This is a genomic window from Citrobacter sp. wls714, assembly GCF_005281025.1.
Lineage (GTDB): Bacteria > Pseudomonadota > Gammaproteobacteria > Enterobacterales > Enterobacteriaceae > Citrobacter > Citrobacter werkmanii.
Genome location: NZ_SZWZ01000097.1, coordinates 165,132 through 182,487, shown reverse-complemented (window position 1 = coordinate 182,487; position 17,356 = coordinate 165,132). Strand labels below are relative to the sequence as shown.

The window sequence follows — 17,356 nt, the reverse complement described above, 5'->3', positions numbered from 1 at the left end:
ATACGGTTTTACTCTTTGTCGGATTGCTGGGGAGCAGTTCCGCTCGGCTTACGACGTTTGCCGATATTTTTGGCGTCGCGGTGACGTTTCTTCACGCGCGGTTTCTCTTTTTCTTTGGCTTTTTGCTCGGCGCGCTTCGCCAGTACTTTCTTGGACGGCTTGCCGTTAGATTTCTCACTTGGTGCGCGAGTCGTCGGACGCAGTTCGTCAATAACGCGTGCCTTCAAAGGTTCGTCGATATAGCGGCTCGCTTTACCAAGCAGCAGGTGGTCGTGCGCTTCAACCAGAGAAATCGCGGTACCTTTACGACCAGCGCGGCCGGTACGGCCAATGCGGTGCAGATAGGCATCACCACTGCGCGGCATGTCGTAGTTAAACACGTGGCTAACGTCAGGAATATCGATCCCGCGGGCGGCAACATCGGTCGCAACCAGTACGTTCACACGACCATCGGTCAGGCGTTTGATCGCTTCGTTACGCTTAATCTGTACCATCTCGCCTTCGAGATAGCAGTTATTAATGCCAGCCTGGCGCAGCCAGCCTGCCAGTTCGTGCACACGCTCACGCTTACGTACAAAAACAATCGAACGGGTTGCTTCCGGCTGTTTTAACAGATGGATCAGCAAAGCCGTTTTGTGCTCGATGTCATCGGCACGGTAGTAAAATTGGTGAATCTTCTTGCGTTCGCGGGTCGATGGATCCGCCGATACTTCGACCGGATCTTCCAGCAGACGCTCGGCAAAATCTTTAATCGCGTCGCCTTCCAGCGTGGCAGAGAACAACATCGTCTGCTTACGCCAGCGGGTTTCACCGGCGATATGTTCGATGTCCTGGGCAAAGCCCATGTCCAGCATACGGTCTGCCTCATCGAGGATCAGCGTTTCAACCGCGTGGCAGTCGAAGTTCTCTTCTTTGATGTATTGCAGCAGACGACCGGTGGTGGCGACCACGATATCCTGGTTTTCGCTAAAGACTTCCATGTGGTTCATGTAAGCCACGCCGCCGGTAATTGTGGCAATATCCAGATGCGTATTCTTCGCCAGTTCACGGGCATGGTCGGCAACCTGCATCGCCAGTTCGCGCGTCGGCGTCAGAATTAAAATGCGTGGCGGGCCAGATTTTTTACGCGGGAAGTCGAGCAGGTGCTGCAACGCTGGCAGCAAATATGCCGCCGTTTTACCGGTGCCTGTCGGCGCAGAACCGAGTACATCACGGCCATCGAGCGCAGGCGGAATGGCGGCAGCCTGAATGGCGGTCGGGCGAGTGAAACCTTTTTCCTGGAGGGCATCCAGAAGGCTTTCATCGAATTCAAGTTCGGAAAAAGTCGTTACAGTCATGTTCTACCTCTGTGTGGGGCGCTGATTATAGACGTTACGGCTGCAATCTTCATCTGTTTGTATGGATACAGCTTCTCAGGTATTGTTTTTATCCTATGCTATCGTTTTTTTTCCCAGGAAGGTTGTTCTTCATGCCCCAGTCTACATCCGTACTTAGACGTAATGGATTTACATTTAAGCAGTTTTTTGTGGCACATGATCGTTGTGCAATGAAAGTCGGAACGGACGGTATTTTATTAGGGGCCTGGGCCCCCGTTGCGGGCGTAAAACGGATCCTGGATATTGGTACCGGAAGCGGCCTGTTGGCGCTGATGCTGGCCCAGCGCACTGATGAAAATGTCACCATTGACGCCGTGGAGCTTGATGTTGACGCTGCGCAGCAGGCGCAGGAGAACATCGCGCAATCTCCGTGGATGCATCGCGTCAGCGTTCATACAGCAGATGCGCAGCAATGGATACCGCGCCAGACCGTGCGTTTTGATTTGATTATCAGCAATCCACCCTATTATGAACAGGGAGTGGAATGCGCCACGCCGCAGCGCGAGCAGGCACGTTATACGACCGCACTTGATCATGAAGCATTGCTGGCACTGGCGGCGGGGAGTATTACAGAAGATGGTTTTTTTTGTGTCGTGCTGCCGGAACAAATTGGTAATGCCTTTACCCAGCAGGCATTAAGTATGGGCTGGCATTTGCGTTTACGTACGGATGTGGCAGAAACTGAGGCCCGGCTACCACATCGTGTATTGTTGGCATTCTCCCCGCAGGCCGGGGAGTGCTTTAGCGACAGGTTGGTTATCCGTGGGCCAGACCAACGTTACTCTGAAGGTTACACGGCGCTGACCCAGGCGTTTTATCTGTTTATGTGATGACTTAGCGGTGAGAGGATGGACGGGCCTGACTCGGGAAGTTGTTCAGGATAATCCAGCGTGTAGTGCAGGCCCCGACTCTCTTTGCGCATCATTGCGCAGCGTACAATCAGCTCGGCAACCTGCACCAGGTTGCGCAGTTCCAGCAAATTGTTCGACACGCGGAAATGAGCGTAATACTCGTCGATTTCCTGTTGCAGCATGGTGATACGGCGCAGAGCGCGTTCCAGGCGCTTGGTTGTACGCACAATTCCGACGTAGTCCCACATAAATAAGCGCAGCTCATGCCAGTTATGTTGAATCACCACCAACTCATCCGGATTTTCCACACGACTTTCATCCCAGGCGGGAAGTGTATTGACACCGCGTGCGTAAGGCATTCTCCTGTCGATATCTTCAGCAGCTGACCAGCCGTAAACCAGGCACTCAAGCAATGAGTTCGACGCCATACGGTTGGCGCCATGCAGGCCGGTGTAGCTCACTTCGCCGATGGCATACAGACCGTCGACGTCCGTGCGGCCAAAGTCATCAACCATCACGCCGCCGCAGGTATAGTGCGCGGCAGGAACGATAGGGACCGGCTCTTTGGTCAAATCGATGCCCAGTCCCAGCAGTTTTTCATAAATCATCGGGAAATGCTGACGAACAAATGCTTCCGGTTTATGGCTGATGTCGAGGAACATGCAGTCAGCGCCCAGGCGTTTCATCTCGTGGTCAATGGCACGGGCGACAATATCGCGGGGAGCCAGTTCGCCACGCTCGTCAAAATCGGGCATAAAGCGCGAGCCGTCCGGGCGCTTCAGGTGTGCGCCTTCGCCACGCAGCGCCTCGGTCAGCAGGAAATTGCGCGCCTGCGGATGATACAGCGCCGTTGGATGAAACTGGTTAAATTCAAGATTGGCGACACGACATCCCGCTCGCCAGGCCATCGCAATCCCGTCCCCCGAGGAGATATCAGGATTGGTAGTGTACTGATACACTTTTGACGCGCCGCCGGTAGCTAACACCACTGACTTCGCATGGCAGGTTTCGACAGCTTCTTTATTACGGTTCCAGATCCAGGCGCCGACCACCCGACGCGTTCCCGGCAGACCGATCTTATCGGAGACAATCAGGTCTACGGCATTGCTACGTTCAAGAACCCGAATGTTGGGATGATTTTGCGCCCGGCTGACAAGGGTGGTTTCGACTTCTTTACCGGTAGCATCCGCAGCATGCAGGATGCGTCGATGGCTATGACCACCTTCACGGGTCAGGTGATAACTCTCTTCACCGTTGGGCTGAACCTGTGTATCAAACAACACGCCCTGATCGATAAGCCACTGCACACAGGTGCGGGCATTGCTGGCGACAAATTCAACCGCATGACGATCGCAAAGTCCGGCCCCGGCAATCAGTGTATCTTCAACGTGGGAGTCGATACTGTCGGTTTCATCGAAAACCGCGGCAATACCGCCCTGAGCATAAAACGTCGAGCCTTCGCTAACAGGACCTTTGCTCAGTACAATAACCTGATGTTTCTCAGCCAGCCGCAGCGCCAGTGAGAGTCCGGCAGCTCCGCTGCCAATGATCAGCACGTCACAGGATAATTCAGGAGTTGTATTCATGATTTTTGTTTAATTTACTAAACATTGTTTGCTCACAATAGCACCACGACGCGCGTTACTGCACGTTTTATTTTTAGATGTGTTGCAATGGCTAAACATGAAAGAAAAGTAAGACGAGGATGAAATGAGCAAAATTATTTTGTGAAGCAGGCCGTTAGCATCAGATTATGTGATGAAATAAAGTGGCCGTTGGGTTACTCTGCAAGCGGTGAAATGGGCATTTCTTACAGATAGTGCGTTGATCGGGTTATGTAGACTTATAATGAGAGATAAGACCTGTCTACAACATGACAAACAAAAAACAAATGCGTAACGGAACTTTACGAAACTTGAGCACTCTAAGCATTTGCTTGCTCATAGTGAAGCTTATGGAGTGGCGTTTCGACAGCGCGTGGAAATTTGGTTTGGGGAGACTTTACCTCGGATGAGCGAGCAGTTAACGGACCAGGTCCTGGTAGAACGGGTCCAAAAGGGAGATCAGAAAGCCTTTAACCTACTGGTAGTCCGCTATCAGCATAAGGTGGCGAGTCTGGTTTCTCGCTATGTACCGTCGGGCGATGTACCCGATGTAGTACAAGAAGCATTTATCAAGGCCTATCGTGCGCTGGACTCGTTCCGGGGGGATAGTGCTTTTTATACCTGGCTGTATCGTATCGCAGTCAATACAGCGAAGAATTACCTGGTCGCTCAGGGGCGTCGTCCACCTTCCAGTGATATAGATGCGATTGAAGCAGAAAACTACGAAAGTGGCGGTGCACTGAAAGAAATTTCGAACCCTGAGAACTTAATGTTGTCAGAAGAACTGAGACAGATAGTTTTCCGAACTATTGAGTCCCTCCCGGAAGATTTACGCATGGCAATAACCTTGCGGGAGCTGGATGGCCTGAGCTATGAAGAGATAGCCGCTATCATGGATTGTCCGGTAGGTACGGTGCGTTCACGTATCTTCCGAGCGAGGGAAGCTATTGATAATAAAGTTCAACCGCTTATCAGGCGTTGACGATAGCGGGATACTGGAAAAGGTATTAGGCATGCAGAAAGAAAAACTTTCCGCTTTAATGGATGGCGAAACGCTGGATACTGAGTTGCTTAAAGAGCTAACTCATGACCCGGAAATGCAAAAAACCTGGGAGAGTTATCACCTGATTCGCGATTCCATGCGAGGTGATACCGCCGACGTTCTCCATTTCGATATTTCCGCCCGCGTAATGGCTGCCATCCAGGATGAGCCAGTACGTCAGACGGCGCCATTGATTCCTGAGGCCCAGCCAGCACCGCACCAGTGGCAGAAAATGCCATTCTGGAAGAAAATGCGTCCGTGGGCCGCGCAGCTTACCCAAATGGGCGTGGCTGCGTGTGTATCACTTGCAGTTATTGTTGGCGTCCAGCACTATAATGGTCAATCTGAAACGTCCCAGCAGCCCGAAACGCCGGTATTCAATACATTACCGATGATGGGTAAAGCCAGTCCGGTAAGCCTGGGTGTACCTTCTGACGCGACAGCCAGCGGCGGTCAGCAACAGCAGGTACAGGAGCAGCGTCGTCGTATTAATGCCATGTTGCAGGATTACGAACTGCAACGTCGACTGCACTCTGAACAGCTTCAGTTTGAGCAGGCGCAAACACAGCAAGCCGCTGTGCAGGTGCCAGGAATTCAAACTTTAGGAACGCAATCGCAGTAATGAAGCAACTTTGGTTTGCCATGTCACTTGTGGCTGGTAGCCTGTTCTTCTCTGTAAACGCCTCGGCCAATCCTGCGTCCGGGGCGTTGTTGCAGCAGATGAATCTGGCCAGCCAGTCGCTAACCTATGAGCTGTCATTTGTCAGCATCAATAAACAGGGTGTTGAATCCCTACGTTATCGCCATGCCCGCCAGGATAACCGTCCGTTAGCACAACTGCTGCAATTGGATGGACCGCGCCGGGAAGTGGTGCAACGTGGCAATGAAATTAGCTATTTCGAGCCTGGGCTCGAACCGTTCACGCTGAACGGCGACTATATCGTTGACTCTCTGCCATCCCTGATTTATACCGACTTCAAACGCCTTGCACCCTACTATGATTTTATCTCAGTAGGCCGCACCCGCATTGCTGATCGGCTCTGTGAAGTGATCCGCGTTGTCGCTCGTGACGGCACCCGTTACAGCTATATCGTCTGGATGGACACGGAGACCAAACTACCGATGCGTGTCGATCTCCTCGATCGTGATGGTGAAACGTTGGAACAGTTCCGCGTCATCGCCTTTACCGTAAACAACGGCGTTAGCGATAGCATGCAGACGCTGGCGAAAGCCAATCTACCGCCGTTGCTGTCGGTTCCTGCGGGTGAAAAAACCAACTTCAACTGGAACCCGTCATGGTTGCCGCAAGGCTTTAGTGAGGTCTCCAGCAGTCGACGCCCGCTGCCGACCATGGATAACATGCCGATTGAATCACGCCTTTATTCGGATGGCCTGTTCAGTTTCTCCGTGAACGTAAACCGCGCGACGCAAAACAGCACCGATCAACTGCTGCGAACCGGGCGTAGAACGGTCAGCACCAGCGTGCGTGATAACGCGGAAATTACGATAGTTGGCGAGCTTCCACCACAAACGGCGAAGCGTATCGCAGACAATATCAAGTTCAGGGCCGCACAATGATCAAAGAGTGGGCAACAGTCGTTTCCTGGCAAAATGGTCTGGCGACGGTCAGCTGTGATGTGAAAGCGTCATGTAGCAGCTGTGCTTCCCGGGCCGGGTGTGGGAGCCGCGTGCTGAATAAACTTGGACCGCAGAGCACACATACTATTGTGGTACCCAGCGATGAGCCATTGGCCCCTGGTCAAAAAGTTGAGCTGGGCATTGCCGAGAGGAGCCTGTTGGGATCGGCGATGCTGGTTTATATGTCTCCACTGGCGGGTCTCTTTCTTTTCGCGGCACTGTTCCAGGTGCTATTTGGCTCGGATCTGGCGGCATTAAGCGGGGCTGTACTGGGTGGCGTGGGCGGATTCCTGATCGCCCGCGGATATTCCCGTAAGCTTGCTGAACGTGAAGCCTGGCAGCCGGTCATTCTGAACGTTGCCCTCCCGCCCGATCTTATTCGCGTCGAAACCCAGCAGTGATATTTTTGTCTGATGGTGCTGCGCTTATCAGGCCTACCGCGTTTTCAGATGCAGGCGTAGGCCGGATAAGGCGTTTATGCTGCCATCCGGCAAAAGTTTCACCGACTTTGTAAGGTTGTTTCCAGTTCCCGCTATCCTTGCTCTATGAACATTTCCTCGCCTCAGCGTTGTAGTGTAGAATGCGGCGTTTCACTTAAACAGACGTTAAGCTCAGATCAGCGACTTCTCAGAGCCTGCTCAGGCGGGCGTAAGGCACAATAATTACTCTATATGAAGAACATACGTAACTTTTCAATCATAGCTCACATCGACCACGGTAAATCGACGCTGTCTGACCGTATTATCCAGATCTGCGGTGGCCTGTCTGACCGTGAAATGGAAGCGCAGGTTCTCGACTCGATGGATCTTGAGCGTGAGCGCGGTATTACTATCAAAGCGCAGAGCGTGACGCTCGATTTCAAAGCATCTGATGGTGAAACCTATCAGCTTAACTTTATCGACACCCCGGGCCACGTCGACTTCTCATATGAAGTTTCCCGCTCGCTTGCCGCCTGTGAAGGCGCACTGCTGGTGGTTGACGCCGGGCAGGGTGTAGAAGCGCAAACGCTGGCCAACTGCTACACCGCCATGGAAATGGATCTGGAAGTGGTGCCGGTACTGAACAAAATTGACCTGCCGGCCGCTGACCCTGAGCGCGTAGCGGAAGAAATTGAAGATATCGTCGGTATCGACGCCACCGACGCAGTACGCTGCTCGGCGAAAACTGGCGTAGGTGTGACCGACGTTCTTGAACGTCTGGTGCGCGACATTCCGCCGCCGGAAGGTGATCCGGAAGGCCCGTTGCAGGCGCTGATTATCGACTCCTGGTTCGATAATTACCTGGGCGTGGTTTCGCTGGTGCGTATTAAAAACGGCACCATGCGTAAAGGTGACAAAATTAAAGTGATGAGCACCGGTCAGGTTTACAACGCCGACCGTCTGGGCATCTTCACGCCAAAACAGGTTGATCGTACCGAGCTGAAATGCGGCGAAGTAGGTTGGTTGGTTTGTGCGATTAAAGACATCCTTGGCGCCCCGGTTGGTGATACCTTAACTTCCGCGCGTAACCCGGCAGACAAACCGCTGCCAGGCTTCAAAAAAGTGAAGCCTCAGGTTTACGCCGGTCTGTTCCCGGTGAGCTCTGACGACTATGAAAACTTCCGCGATGCGCTCGGCAAGCTGAGCCTGAACGACGCCTCCCTGTTCTACGAACCGGAAAGCTCCAGCGCACTGGGCTTCGGCTTCCGCTGTGGCTTCCTCGGCCTGTTGCATATGGAGATCATTCAGGAACGTCTGGAACGTGAATACGATCTGGATCTGATCACCACCGCGCCGACCGTAGTGTATGAAGTGGAAACCACGGCGAAAGAGACTATCTACGTCGATAGCCCATCTAAGCTGCCGCCGCTGAACAACATCTACGAACTGCGCGAGCCGATCGCCGAATGTCACATGCTGCTGCCGCAGGCGTACCTTGGTAACGTCATCACGCTGTGTATCGAGAAACGTGGCGTACAGACCAACATGGTTTATCACGGTAACCAGGTCGCGCTGACCTATGAAATTCCGATGGCGGAAGTGGTACTCGACTTCTTTGACCGCCTGAAGTCGACCTCCCGCGGCTATGCGTCGCTGGACTATAACTTCAAGCGCTTCCAGGCGTCTGACATGGTGCGTGTTGATGTCCTCATCAACAACGAACGTGTTGATGCGCTGGCGCTGATCACTCACCGCGACAACTCCCAGAGCCGTGGCCGTGAGCTGGTCGAAAAGATGAAAGATCTGATCCCGCGCCAGCAGTTTGATATCGCGATTCAGGCGGCCATCGGCACGCACATCATCGCACGTTCAACGGTGAAGCAACTGCGTAAAAACGTTCTGGCGAAATGCTACGGTGGCGATATCAGCCGTAAGAAAAAGCTGCTGCAAAAACAGAAAGAGGGTAAAAAGCGCATGAAGCAGATCGGTAACGTCGAACTGCCGCAGGAAGCCTTCCTCGCCATTCTGCATGTCGGTAAAGACAGCAAATAATCTTAAGGAGTTGGCATGGCGAACATGTTTGCCCTGATTCTGGTGATTGCCACACTGGTGACGGGCATTTTATGGTGCGTAGATAAATTCATTTTCGCGCCAAAACGCCGGGAGCGTCAGGCAGCAGCGCAAGCTGCTGCAGGTGATTCACTGGATAAAGCAACGCTGAAAAAAGTGGCCCCTAAGCCGGGCTGGCTGGAAACGGGCGCATCCGTTTTCCCGGTATTAGCTATCGTGCTGGTGGTGCGTTCGTTTATTTATGAACCGTTCCAGATCCCGTCAGGTTCGATGATGCCGACGCTGTTGATTGGTGATTTTATTCTGGTGGAGAAATTCGCCTACGGGATTAAAGATCCGATTTACCAGAAAACGTTGATCGAAACCGGCCATCCGAAACGCGGTGATATCGTGGTGTTTAAATACCCGGAAGATCCGCGCCTGGACTACATCAAACGCGCTGTCGGTTTACCGGGAGACAAAGTGACGTACGATCCGGTGGCAAAAGAGGTGACTATTCAGCCTGGTTGCAGCTCCGGTCAGGCGTGTGAAAATGCGCTGCCGGTAACCTACTCTGATGTTCAGCCGAGTGATTTTGTTCAGACCTTTGCTCGTCGTAATGGCGGGGAAGCGACCAGCGGTTTCTTTGAAGTTCCGTTGAACGAAACGAAAGAAAACGGTATTCGCCTCACCGAACGTAAAGAAACGCTGGGTGAGGTAACGCACCGCATTCTTACCGTGCCAATCGCGCAGGATCAGGTAGGGATGTACTACCGTCAGCCTGGCCAGCAGTTAGCGACCTGGATCGTCCCACCGGGACACTACTTCATGATGGGTGATAACCGTGACAACAGCGCGGACAGCCGTTACTGGGGATTTGTGCCGGAAGCGAATCTGGTGGGTAAAGCGACTGCAATCTGGATGAGCTTCGACAAGCAAGAGGGTGAATGGCCGACCGGCGTGCGTTTAAGCCGTATTGGTGGTATTCATTAATTGCTAATAATCGTTCACGTTGTCGTCATTATGGCGACAGCGTGAATTATTTCTCGGATAAATTCCCGCAGACTAACGACATCCCTTGTCGTTGTGTATAGAATATTCCCCCGAAGTTTTAGGTTGGCACCGACAGGTTGCCACGGCACACGAAACAGCGTTGGTTTGTATACAAAAGCATTCAGACGATGCCAGATGGCTAAATGAATGGCGTATATCAGGTCTGTTTCGTGTGCTGAATTGTTGACGCATTCATTTATTGGTATCGCATGAACCCCATCGTAATTAATCGGCTTCAACGGAAGCTGGGCTACACTTTTAATCATCAGGAGCTGTTGCAGCAGGCATTAACTCACCGTAGCGCCAGCAGCAAACATAACGAGCGTTTAGAATTTTTAGGCGACTCTATTTTGAGCTTTGTCATCGCTAATGCGTTATATCACCGTTTCCCGCGTGTGGATGAAGGCGATATGAGCCGCATGCGCGCGACGTTGGTTCGCGGTAATACGCTGGCAGAATTAGCCCGTGAGTTTGACCTCGGTGAATGTTTACGTTTGGGCCCAGGCGAGCTGAAAAGCGGCGGTTTCCGTCGTGAGTCGATCCTGGCGGACACCGTTGAAGCTTTGATCGGCGGCGTCTTCCTCGACAGCGATATTCAAACCGTTGAGCAACTGATCCTGAATTGGTATCAAACCCGTCTGGATGAAATTAGCCCAGGCGACAAACAAAAAGATCCGAAAACGCGCCTGCAGGAATATTTGCAGGGTCGCCACCTGCCGCTGCCGTCCTACCTGGTGGTACAGGTCCGTGGTGAAGCTCACGATCAAGAATTTACTATCCACTGCCAGGTCAGCGGCCTGAGTGAACCGGTGGTTGGCACAGGTTCTAGCCGTCGTAAGGCTGAGCAGGCTGCCGCCGAACAGGCGTTGAAAAAACTGGAGCTGGAATGAGCATCGATAAAACTTACTGCGGATTTATTGCCATCGTCGGCCGCCCGAACGTTGGTAAATCAACCCTGTTGAATAATCTGCTTGGGCAGAAGATTTCTATTACCTCTCGTAAGGCTCAGACAACACGTCACCGTATTGTTGGCATCCATACCGAAGGCGCGTATCAGGCGATTTATGTTGATACCCCGGGCCTGCATATGGAAGAAAAACGAGCCATTAACCGTTTGATGAACAAGGCGGCGAGCAGCTCGATTGGTGATGTTGAGCTGGTGATTTTCGTTGTGGAAGGCACTCGCTGGACGCCGGACGACGAAATGGTGCTCAACAAGCTGCGTGATGGTAAAGCCCCGGTAATTCTGGCGGTGAACAAAGTCGATAACGTTCAGGAAAAAGCCGATCTGCTGCCGCACCTGCAGTTCCTGGCCAGCCAGATGAACTTTCTCGACATCGTGCCGATCTCTGCCGAGACCGGTCTGAATGTTGATACCATTGCGGGTATCGTACGTAAGCATCTGCCGGAAGCAATTCATCACTTCCCGGAAGATTACATTACTGACCGTTCTCAACGCTTTATGGCTTCTGAAATCATCCGTGAAAAGCTGATGCGTTTTCTGGGCGCTGAACTGCCGTATTCCGTCACCGTTGAGATTGAGCGTTTTATTTCTAACGAGCGCGGCGGCTACGATATCAACGGTCTGATCCTTGTCGAACGTGAAGGGCAGAAGAAGATGGTGATTGGCAACAAAGGGGCCAAAATTAAAACTATCGGTATTGAAGCGCGTAAAGACATGCAGGAAATGTTCGAAGCGCCTGTTCACCTCGAACTGTGGGTGAAAGTGAAATCCGGCTGGGCCGATGACGAACGCGCGCTGCGCAGCCTCGGTTACGGCGACGACCAGTAGTTTTAATACTCTATGGCTTTCGAGGTGCAGGAAGGCGGCAAGTCCGTGAATCCCCGGGAGCTTACTCTTGTAAGTGACTGGGGTGAACGGGCGCAGCCAACGCACCTGCAACTTGAAAGACGACGAGTATTATGATGGAAGGATGGCAACGCGCTTTTGTCCTGCACAGCCGCCCGTGGAGCGAAACCAGTCTCGTGCTGGACGTCTTCACGGAAGAATCGGGCCGCGTGCGCCTTGTTGCCAAAGGCGCGCGTTCCAAACGTTCTAATCTCAAAGGCGCACTCCAGCCTTTTACTCCGTTACTGCTTCGCTTTGGTGGGCGTGGTGAGGTCAAAACCTTGCGTAGCGCCGAAGCCGTCTCTCTGGCACTCCCTCTAAGCGGTATTACGTTATACAGCGGCCTGTATATCAACGAGCTTATCTCGCGCGTGCTTGAATACGAGACTCGCTTTTCTGAACTCTTTTTCGACTACCTGAACTGTATTCAGGCGCTGGCAGGCGCGACGGGGTCGCCCGAACCCGCCCTACGCCGCTTTGAACTGGCTTTACTCGGTCATCTGGGTTACGGCGTGGATTTTACCCACTGCGCGGGCAGCGGCGAGCCGGTAGATGACACCATGACCTATCGTTATCGGGAAGAGAAAGGATTTATCGCAAGTGTCGTGATTGATAACGCCACCTTTACCGGACGCCATCTGAAAGCGCTTGAGTCGCGTGAATTTCCGGATGTTGATACGCTTCGCGCTGCGAAACGCTTTACCCGCATGGCGTTAAAGCCGTATCTTGGTGGTAAGCCGTTAAAAAGCCGGGAACTGTTCCGGCAATTTATGCCAAAACGCGCAGTAAAAATTAAAAATGATTAACGAGGATTGTCATGGCTGAATTACTGTTAGGCGTCAACATTGACCACATTGCCACTTTACGTAATGCTCGCGGCACCGCATACCCGGACCCGGTTCAGGCGGCGTTTATCGTTGAACAGGCGGGCGCAGACGGCATTACTGTGCATCTGCGTGAAGACCGTCGCCATATCACCGACAGAGACGTGCGTATTCTGCGTCAGACGCTGGATACGCGTATGAATCTGGAAATGGCGGTAACCGAAGAGATGCTGGCGATTGCCGTTGAGACTAAGCCGCATTTTTGCTGCCTGGTGCCGGAAAAGCGCCAGGAAGTTACCACTGAAGGTGGTCTGGATGTCGCCGGTCAACGCGACAAGATGCGTGACGCCTGTAAACGCCTGGCGGATGCCGGCATCCTGGTTTCACTGTTTATCGATGCCGATGAAGAACAGATCAAAGCCGCTGCTGAAGTTGGCGCGCCGTTTATTGAAATTCACACCGGCTGTTACGCTGATGCAAAAACTGACGCGGAACAGGCCAGCGAACTGGCGCGTATTGCGAAAGCGGCAACTTTTGCCGCAAGCCTTGGCCTGAAGGTGAATGCGGGTCACGGTCTGACGTATCACAACGTTAAGGCCATCGCGCGGATCCCGGAAATGCACGAACTGAACATCGGTCATGCCATTATCGGACGCGCAGTGATGAGCGGTCTGAAAGACGCGGTAGTAGAAATGAAACGCCTGATGCTGGAAGCGCGTGGTTAATGGCGATTTTGGGATTAGGTACGGATATCGTGGAGATTGCCCGCATTGAAGCGGTGATCTCCCGCTCCGGTGACCGTCTGGCAAGACGCGTGCTCAGCGACAACGAATGGGCAATCTGGGAAACGCATCAGCAGCCGGTGCGTTTTCTGGCGAAGCGTTTTGCGGTTAAAGAGGCAGCAGCAAAAGCCTTTGGTACGGGTATTCGCAACGGCTTGGCGTTTAATCAGTTCGAGGTCTTTAACGATGAACTCGGTAAGCCGCGTCTGCGGTTATGGGGGGAGGCGTTAAGCCTGGCGGAAAAACTCGGCGTCGCACATATGCATGTGACGCTGGCCGATGAGCGTCACTACGCCTGCGCCACGGTGATTATTGAAAGTTAGATTTTGTCCGCGTGATGCATCTGGACGAATTTATCCCACAACTGCTCTTCACTCTCTAAATGTGCCGGATCTTTCAAAATAGTATTGGGGATCGGGCACACCTTCTGGCAGGTTGGCGTGTCATAATGGCCTACGCATTCCGTACATTTGTCACTGTTAATCTCGTAAATGCTGTCACCCATCGAAATCGCCTCATTCGGGCATTCAGGTTCGCACATATCGCAATTGATACATTTTTTAGTGATTAACAGGGCCATCAGGAAACTCTCAAAACATCACAAATCGGGCGGGCATTATACGCGCATTCTTTGCTCAGACCAGTTTTTTTACCAGCGCTTCGCTGTGACGAATGCGTTCCGGAGCATGCTCCAGATCCTGCTGCACCAGCGCCATAAACAGTAAATCGGTGAGCATCATTTGCGCATGGGTGGAGGAGATCGCGGCGCTGCGCGTGGCCTGCTCCTCGGCAATCGTATACAGACAATGACTTGCGCGTTGCTGCAGGGCATTGGGCGTAAAGCCGGTGATGGCGAGAATTTTGGCCCCGGTACGCAGCGTTTCATCTGCCGCCAGATTAAGCTCGCGGCGTTCACCGGTGTACGAAATAGCCAGCAGTAGATCGCCTGGCGAAAGCGCCTGCACCGTCGCCAGCAGCGCGTGCATATCGCGTTCAACCACCGCGTTAAAACCAATCTTCAACAGCTTCCAGGCAAAATTCTGCGCTACCAGACCCGATGCGCCAATACCGGTCAGAATAATACGTCGGGCAGAGCGCAGCATCGTGACGCTCTCCAACAGTTTTTCTTCGCTGTTAATATCCAGCGTCGCATGCATCGCCGCCGCGTTCTCCTTAATCAGCTTTTCACCCACCAGACGCATAGGGTCATCACCTCGGATCTGATTATGCACCGGAACAGAATGGGGGTTGGGATTGCTGGCCAGCGCTTCGCTAATCGCCAGTTTCAGTGCCGGAAATCCTTTAAAGCCTAATTTTTGCGCGAACTTCACCACGCTGGACTGGCTGACGCCCGCTTCAAAAGCCAACTGCTGTGAGCTGAGGTGACGCGCGGTATCCGGTTGAGCGAGGAGATAATCCGCAAGTTTTTTATCGCTTTGCGCGAGATCCGGGTAACGCTGACGAATGCGAATTAAACAGTTCATGCTGTCTCCTGGCGAAAACGTGATGGCGATTACAAAACAAAATTTCACTCGCCTGGATGAATATAATATTCCATTATGACAGATTATTATGAATTAAAAATTCCTAAGGACCAAAAAATGAATCTCGGTGCATTAGTTTCAGAAACCCGTAACCCTCAGACCATGGATCTTGATGCGCTCTCCACGCTGGAGTTGGTTCATCGTTTTAATCAACAGGATACGCTGGTAGCAGAAGCAGTAAAAGCCACTCTTCCTGAAGTTGCGCTAGCGGTCGATGCGGCGGCTGATGCGCTTAAAGCGGGCGGACGCATTATTTACATGGGCGCGGGTACCAGCGGGCGTCTTGGGGTTCTGGATGCGTCTGAATGCCCACCGACTTTCGGCGTACCGCACGGTCTGGTGGTTGGCCTGATAGCCGGAGGACCGGGCGCGTTGCTGAAGGCGGTTGAGGGCGCGGAAGATAACCCGCAGTTAGGTGAAGACGATCTGCGTACGCTCAGTCTTACCGCACAGGATCTGGTGGTGGGTCTGGCGGCTTCAGGTCGTACGCCGTATGTGATTGGCGGGCTGAAATATGCCCGGACGGTAGGCTGTACGACGGTGGCAATTTCCTGCAATCCGGACTCTCCTATCGCGCATGAAGCGGATATTGCCATCTCCCCCGTGGTAGGACCGGAGGCCCTGACGGGGTCTACTCGACTGAAATCCGGCACCGCGCAAAAACTGGTGCTCAATATGATCTCCACCGGTGCGATGGTGAAGTTTGGCAAGGTGTATCAGAACCTGATGGTGGATATGCAGGCCACCAACGTCAAACTGGTCGATCGGGCGTGTCGCATGGTGGTTGAAGCCACTGGTATTGCGCGTGAGCAGGCGCAAGCGCTGTTAAAGCAGACTGACTTTGAGGTTAAACCCGCCATTTTAATGGCGCTCACCGGCCTGGACGCCGCTGCCGCCCGCGAAAAGCTTGCCGCTCACCAGGGTTTTTTACGCGCGGCGTTAGAACACTAAGAGGTGTATATGGATAAGACGGCGGTGCTGGCCAGCGACATTCTGCTGGGCGTTGGCGGAGAGAAAAATATTCTGCGCCTGGAAAACTGTATGACCCGTGTCAGGGTGGAAGTCCGGGATGAGGGTCAGCTCGATGTATCGCGGCTCAAGCAACTGTCCGGCGTCAGCGGCTACGTGAAGCAGGGCGCGCAGCACCAGATCATCGTCGGCCCCGGTAAAGCCGCCAGGGTGGTGGATGCTATGCGCTCCCTGATTGCCGATGACGGCGAGCGCACCGATGTACATGATATCGAGCGCACGAAGTCAGCGGCTAAAGCGAAATACAAAGCGCCGATGAGCGATGCGTTGCGTAAGCTGGCGAACGTCTTTATCCCTCTTATTCCGGCGTTTATCGCCTCCGGTTTAATTACCGGCATTATTAACATCCTTAAGCGGCCGGATATCGTCGGGGATTTTGCGACCCACTATCCGAATTTACTTGGACTGATGGGCATATTTGGCAGCGCCGTGTTTGCCATTATGAATATTCTGGTCGGGGTCAATACCGCTAAAGTCTTCGGCGGTTCTCTGGCGATGGGCGGAGTGATGGCGGGGATCCTCTCCAGCCCGCAACTGGCGCAAATTACCCTGTTTGGCGAAACGTTGCAGCCGGGGCGCGGCGGGGTAATCGCCGTGCTGTTGGTGGTAGCGTTGATGTGCTGGATCGAACGCAAATTCCGTGAACTGCTGCCGGAATCACTGGAACTGATCCTTAACCCACTGCTGACCACCATTATTACCGGGGCTATTGCGATAGTGGCGCTGCAACCGTTGGGTGGTTGGATTTCCGAATCTATCGCTCACGGCGCATCCTGGGCTATCGATCGCGGCGGTTTTCTGGTCGGCGCTATACTGGCGGGAACCTTCCTGCCGCTGGTGCTCACCGGGCTTCATCAGGGGTTAGTGCCTATCCACGTCGAACTGGTGCAGGCGCACGGTTATAACGCGCTCTTCCCAATCCTTGCAATGGCGGGTGTTGGGCAAATCGGTGCTGCGATTGCGGTGCTGATGAAAACCCGCAACGCACGACTAAAAAAGGTGATCAAAGGGGCGTTGCCGGTTGGATTATTGGGGATTGGCGAACCGCTGATTTTTGGCGTTACGCTACCGTTGGGTAAGCCGTTTATTGGTGCCTGTCTTGGCGGAGCGGTAGGCGGGGCGCTGATAAGCTACTGGAAAGTGGCGACGGTTATCACCTTTGGTATCTCAGGATTACCGCTGGCATTAACGATTGTTACCGGAAAAGTGATGCTCTATCTGTTAGGCTATCTGGTAGCAGTTATTGCCGGGTTTCTGTTTACCTGGCTATTGGGGTTCAACGATCCAGAGGAATAA

At 53.1% G+C, this 17,356-nt stretch carries 18 protein-coding genes and 1 pseudogene; 15 read left to right on the top strand and 4 right to left on the bottom strand.

The genetic code is table 11. The features are described from left to right. Nucleotides 1-8: 8 nt before the first annotated feature. Nucleotides 9-1,337, bottom strand: coding sequence for an ATP-dependent RNA helicase SrmB (gene srmB / locus FDX11_RS22850; RefSeq protein ID WP_137398571.1), 1,329 nt, complete (start codon nucleotides 1,335-1,337; stop codon nucleotides 9-11). 131 nt (nucleotides 1,338-1,468) lie between these two features. Between srmB and trmN the strand changes: the two genes are divergently transcribed. Next, complete coding sequence (gene trmN, locus FDX11_RS22840; protein ID WP_137398570.1) at nucleotides 1,469-2,206, top strand: tRNA(1)(Val) (adenine(37)-N(6))-methyltransferase TrmN; 738 nt, start codon at nucleotides 1,469-1,471, stop codon at nucleotides 2,204-2,206. Here trmN and nadB read toward each other — a convergent pair. Continuing rightward, entirely contained in the window at nucleotides 2,191-3,813 is a 1,623-nt protein-coding gene (gene nadB / locus FDX11_RS22835) for an L-aspartate oxidase (protein WP_061382217.1), read from the bottom strand. The two genes, trmN and nadB, sit on opposite strands and share 16 nt — an antisense overlap. Nucleotides 3,814-4,075: 262 nt before the next feature. Between nadB and rseD the strand changes: the two are divergent. The 12 genes and pseudogenes from rseD (at nucleotide 4,076) to acpS (ending at nucleotide 13,810) form a co-directional block, all read left to right on the top strand. Next, nucleotides 4,076-4,241, top strand: a pseudogene (gene rseD / locus FDX11_RS22830) (rpoE leader peptide RseD). Further along, entirely contained in the window at nucleotides 4,238-4,813 is a 576-nt protein-coding gene (gene rpoE, locus FDX11_RS22825) for an RNA polymerase sigma factor RpoE (protein WP_003037573.1), read from the top strand. Before rseD ends, rpoE begins: the two are co-directional and overlap by 4 nt. Nucleotides 4,814-4,844: 31 nt before the next feature. Continuing rightward, nucleotides 4,845-5,495 carry an anti-sigma-E factor RseA gene (rseA, locus tag FDX11_RS22820; RefSeq protein WP_008785497.1) on the top strand — a complete coding sequence of 217 codons (651 nt, stop codon included), beginning with the start codon at nucleotides 4,845-4,847 and terminating at the stop codon, nucleotides 5,493-5,495. Further along, nucleotides 5,495-6,451 (top strand): sigma-E factor regulatory protein RseB, encoded by a 957-nt coding sequence (rseB, locus tag FDX11_RS22815; protein WP_137398569.1) that lies wholly within the window; start codon nucleotides 5,495-5,497, stop codon nucleotides 6,449-6,451. Before rseA ends, rseB begins: the two co-directional genes overlap by 1 nt. Beyond that, a complete protein-coding gene (gene rseC / locus FDX11_RS22810; RefSeq protein WP_137398568.1) occupies nucleotides 6,448-6,912 on the top strand; it encodes a SoxR-reducing system protein RseC in 465 nt (154 codons plus the stop codon). The genes rseB and rseC overlap by 4 nt, the downstream gene beginning before the upstream one ends. Before the next feature lie 270 nt (nucleotides 6,913-7,182). Continuing rightward, the gene (lepA, locus tag FDX11_RS22800; protein WP_042306650.1) at nucleotides 7,183-8,982 is read left to right on the top strand and encodes a translation elongation factor 4; all 1,800 of its coding nucleotides are present in this window, start codon (nucleotides 7,183-7,185) and stop codon (nucleotides 8,980-8,982) included. Nucleotides 8,983-8,997: 15 nt separating this feature from the next. Further along, entirely contained in the window at nucleotides 8,998-9,972 is a 975-nt protein-coding gene (gene lepB, locus FDX11_RS22795) for a signal peptidase I (protein WP_038642704.1), read from the top strand. 269 nt (nucleotides 9,973-10,241) lie between these two features. Then, nucleotides 10,242-10,922, top strand: a complete 681-nt coding sequence (gene rnc, locus FDX11_RS22790) for a ribonuclease III (RefSeq protein ID WP_003037579.1) — start codon at nucleotides 10,242-10,244, stop codon at nucleotides 10,920-10,922. Next, complete coding sequence (gene era, locus FDX11_RS22785; RefSeq protein ID WP_110497136.1) at nucleotides 10,919-11,824, top strand: GTPase Era; 906 nt, start codon at nucleotides 10,919-10,921, stop codon at nucleotides 11,822-11,824. The genes rnc and era overlap by 4 nt, the downstream gene beginning before the upstream one ends. A gap of 134 nt (nucleotides 11,825-11,958) precedes the next feature. After that, nucleotides 11,959-12,687: a DNA repair protein RecO gene (recO, locus tag FDX11_RS22780; protein WP_042306658.1), complete on the top strand. Its 729-nt coding sequence runs from the start codon at nucleotides 11,959-11,961 to the stop codon at nucleotides 12,685-12,687. A gap of 11 nt (nucleotides 12,688-12,698) precedes the next feature. Then, nucleotides 12,699-13,430 carry a pyridoxine 5'-phosphate synthase gene (pdxJ, locus tag FDX11_RS22775; protein ID WP_003838383.1) on the top strand — a complete coding sequence of 244 codons (732 nt, stop codon included), beginning with the start codon at nucleotides 12,699-12,701 and terminating at the stop codon, nucleotides 13,428-13,430. Then, nucleotides 13,430-13,810 carry a holo-ACP synthase gene (gene acpS, locus FDX11_RS22770; protein WP_137360552.1) on the top strand — a complete coding sequence of 127 codons (381 nt, stop codon included), beginning with the start codon at nucleotides 13,430-13,432 and terminating at the stop codon, nucleotides 13,808-13,810. The genes pdxJ and acpS overlap by 1 nt, the downstream gene beginning before the upstream one ends. On the opposite strand, the gene FDX11_RS22765 is transcribed toward acpS, so the two are convergent. Both FDX11_RS22765 and FDX11_RS22760 read right to left on the bottom strand, forming a co-directional pair. Then, nucleotides 13,807-14,067: a YfhL family 4Fe-4S dicluster ferredoxin gene (locus tag FDX11_RS22765; protein ID WP_038642696.1), complete on the bottom strand. Its 261-nt coding sequence runs from the start codon at nucleotides 14,065-14,067 to the stop codon at nucleotides 13,807-13,809. The two genes, acpS and FDX11_RS22765, sit on opposite strands and share 4 nt — an antisense overlap. A 55-nt stretch (nucleotides 14,068-14,122) precedes the next feature. Further along, entirely contained in the window at nucleotides 14,123-14,971 is an 849-nt protein-coding gene (locus FDX11_RS22760) for a MurR/RpiR family transcriptional regulator (protein ID WP_137398567.1), read from the bottom strand. Nucleotides 14,972-15,088: 117 nt separating this feature from the next. Between FDX11_RS22760 and murQ the strand changes: the two genes are divergently transcribed. Together murQ and FDX11_RS22750 are read left to right on the top strand one after the other, a co-directional pair. Continuing rightward, a complete protein-coding gene (gene murQ / locus FDX11_RS22755) occupies nucleotides 15,089-15,982 on the top strand; it encodes an N-acetylmuramic acid 6-phosphate etherase (protein WP_137398566.1) in 894 nt (297 codons plus the stop codon). A 9-nt stretch (nucleotides 15,983-15,991) separates the two neighbouring features. Next, complete coding sequence (locus tag FDX11_RS22750) at nucleotides 15,992-17,356, top strand: PTS transporter subunit EIIC (protein WP_137349366.1); 1,365 nt, start codon at nucleotides 15,992-15,994, stop codon at nucleotides 17,354-17,356.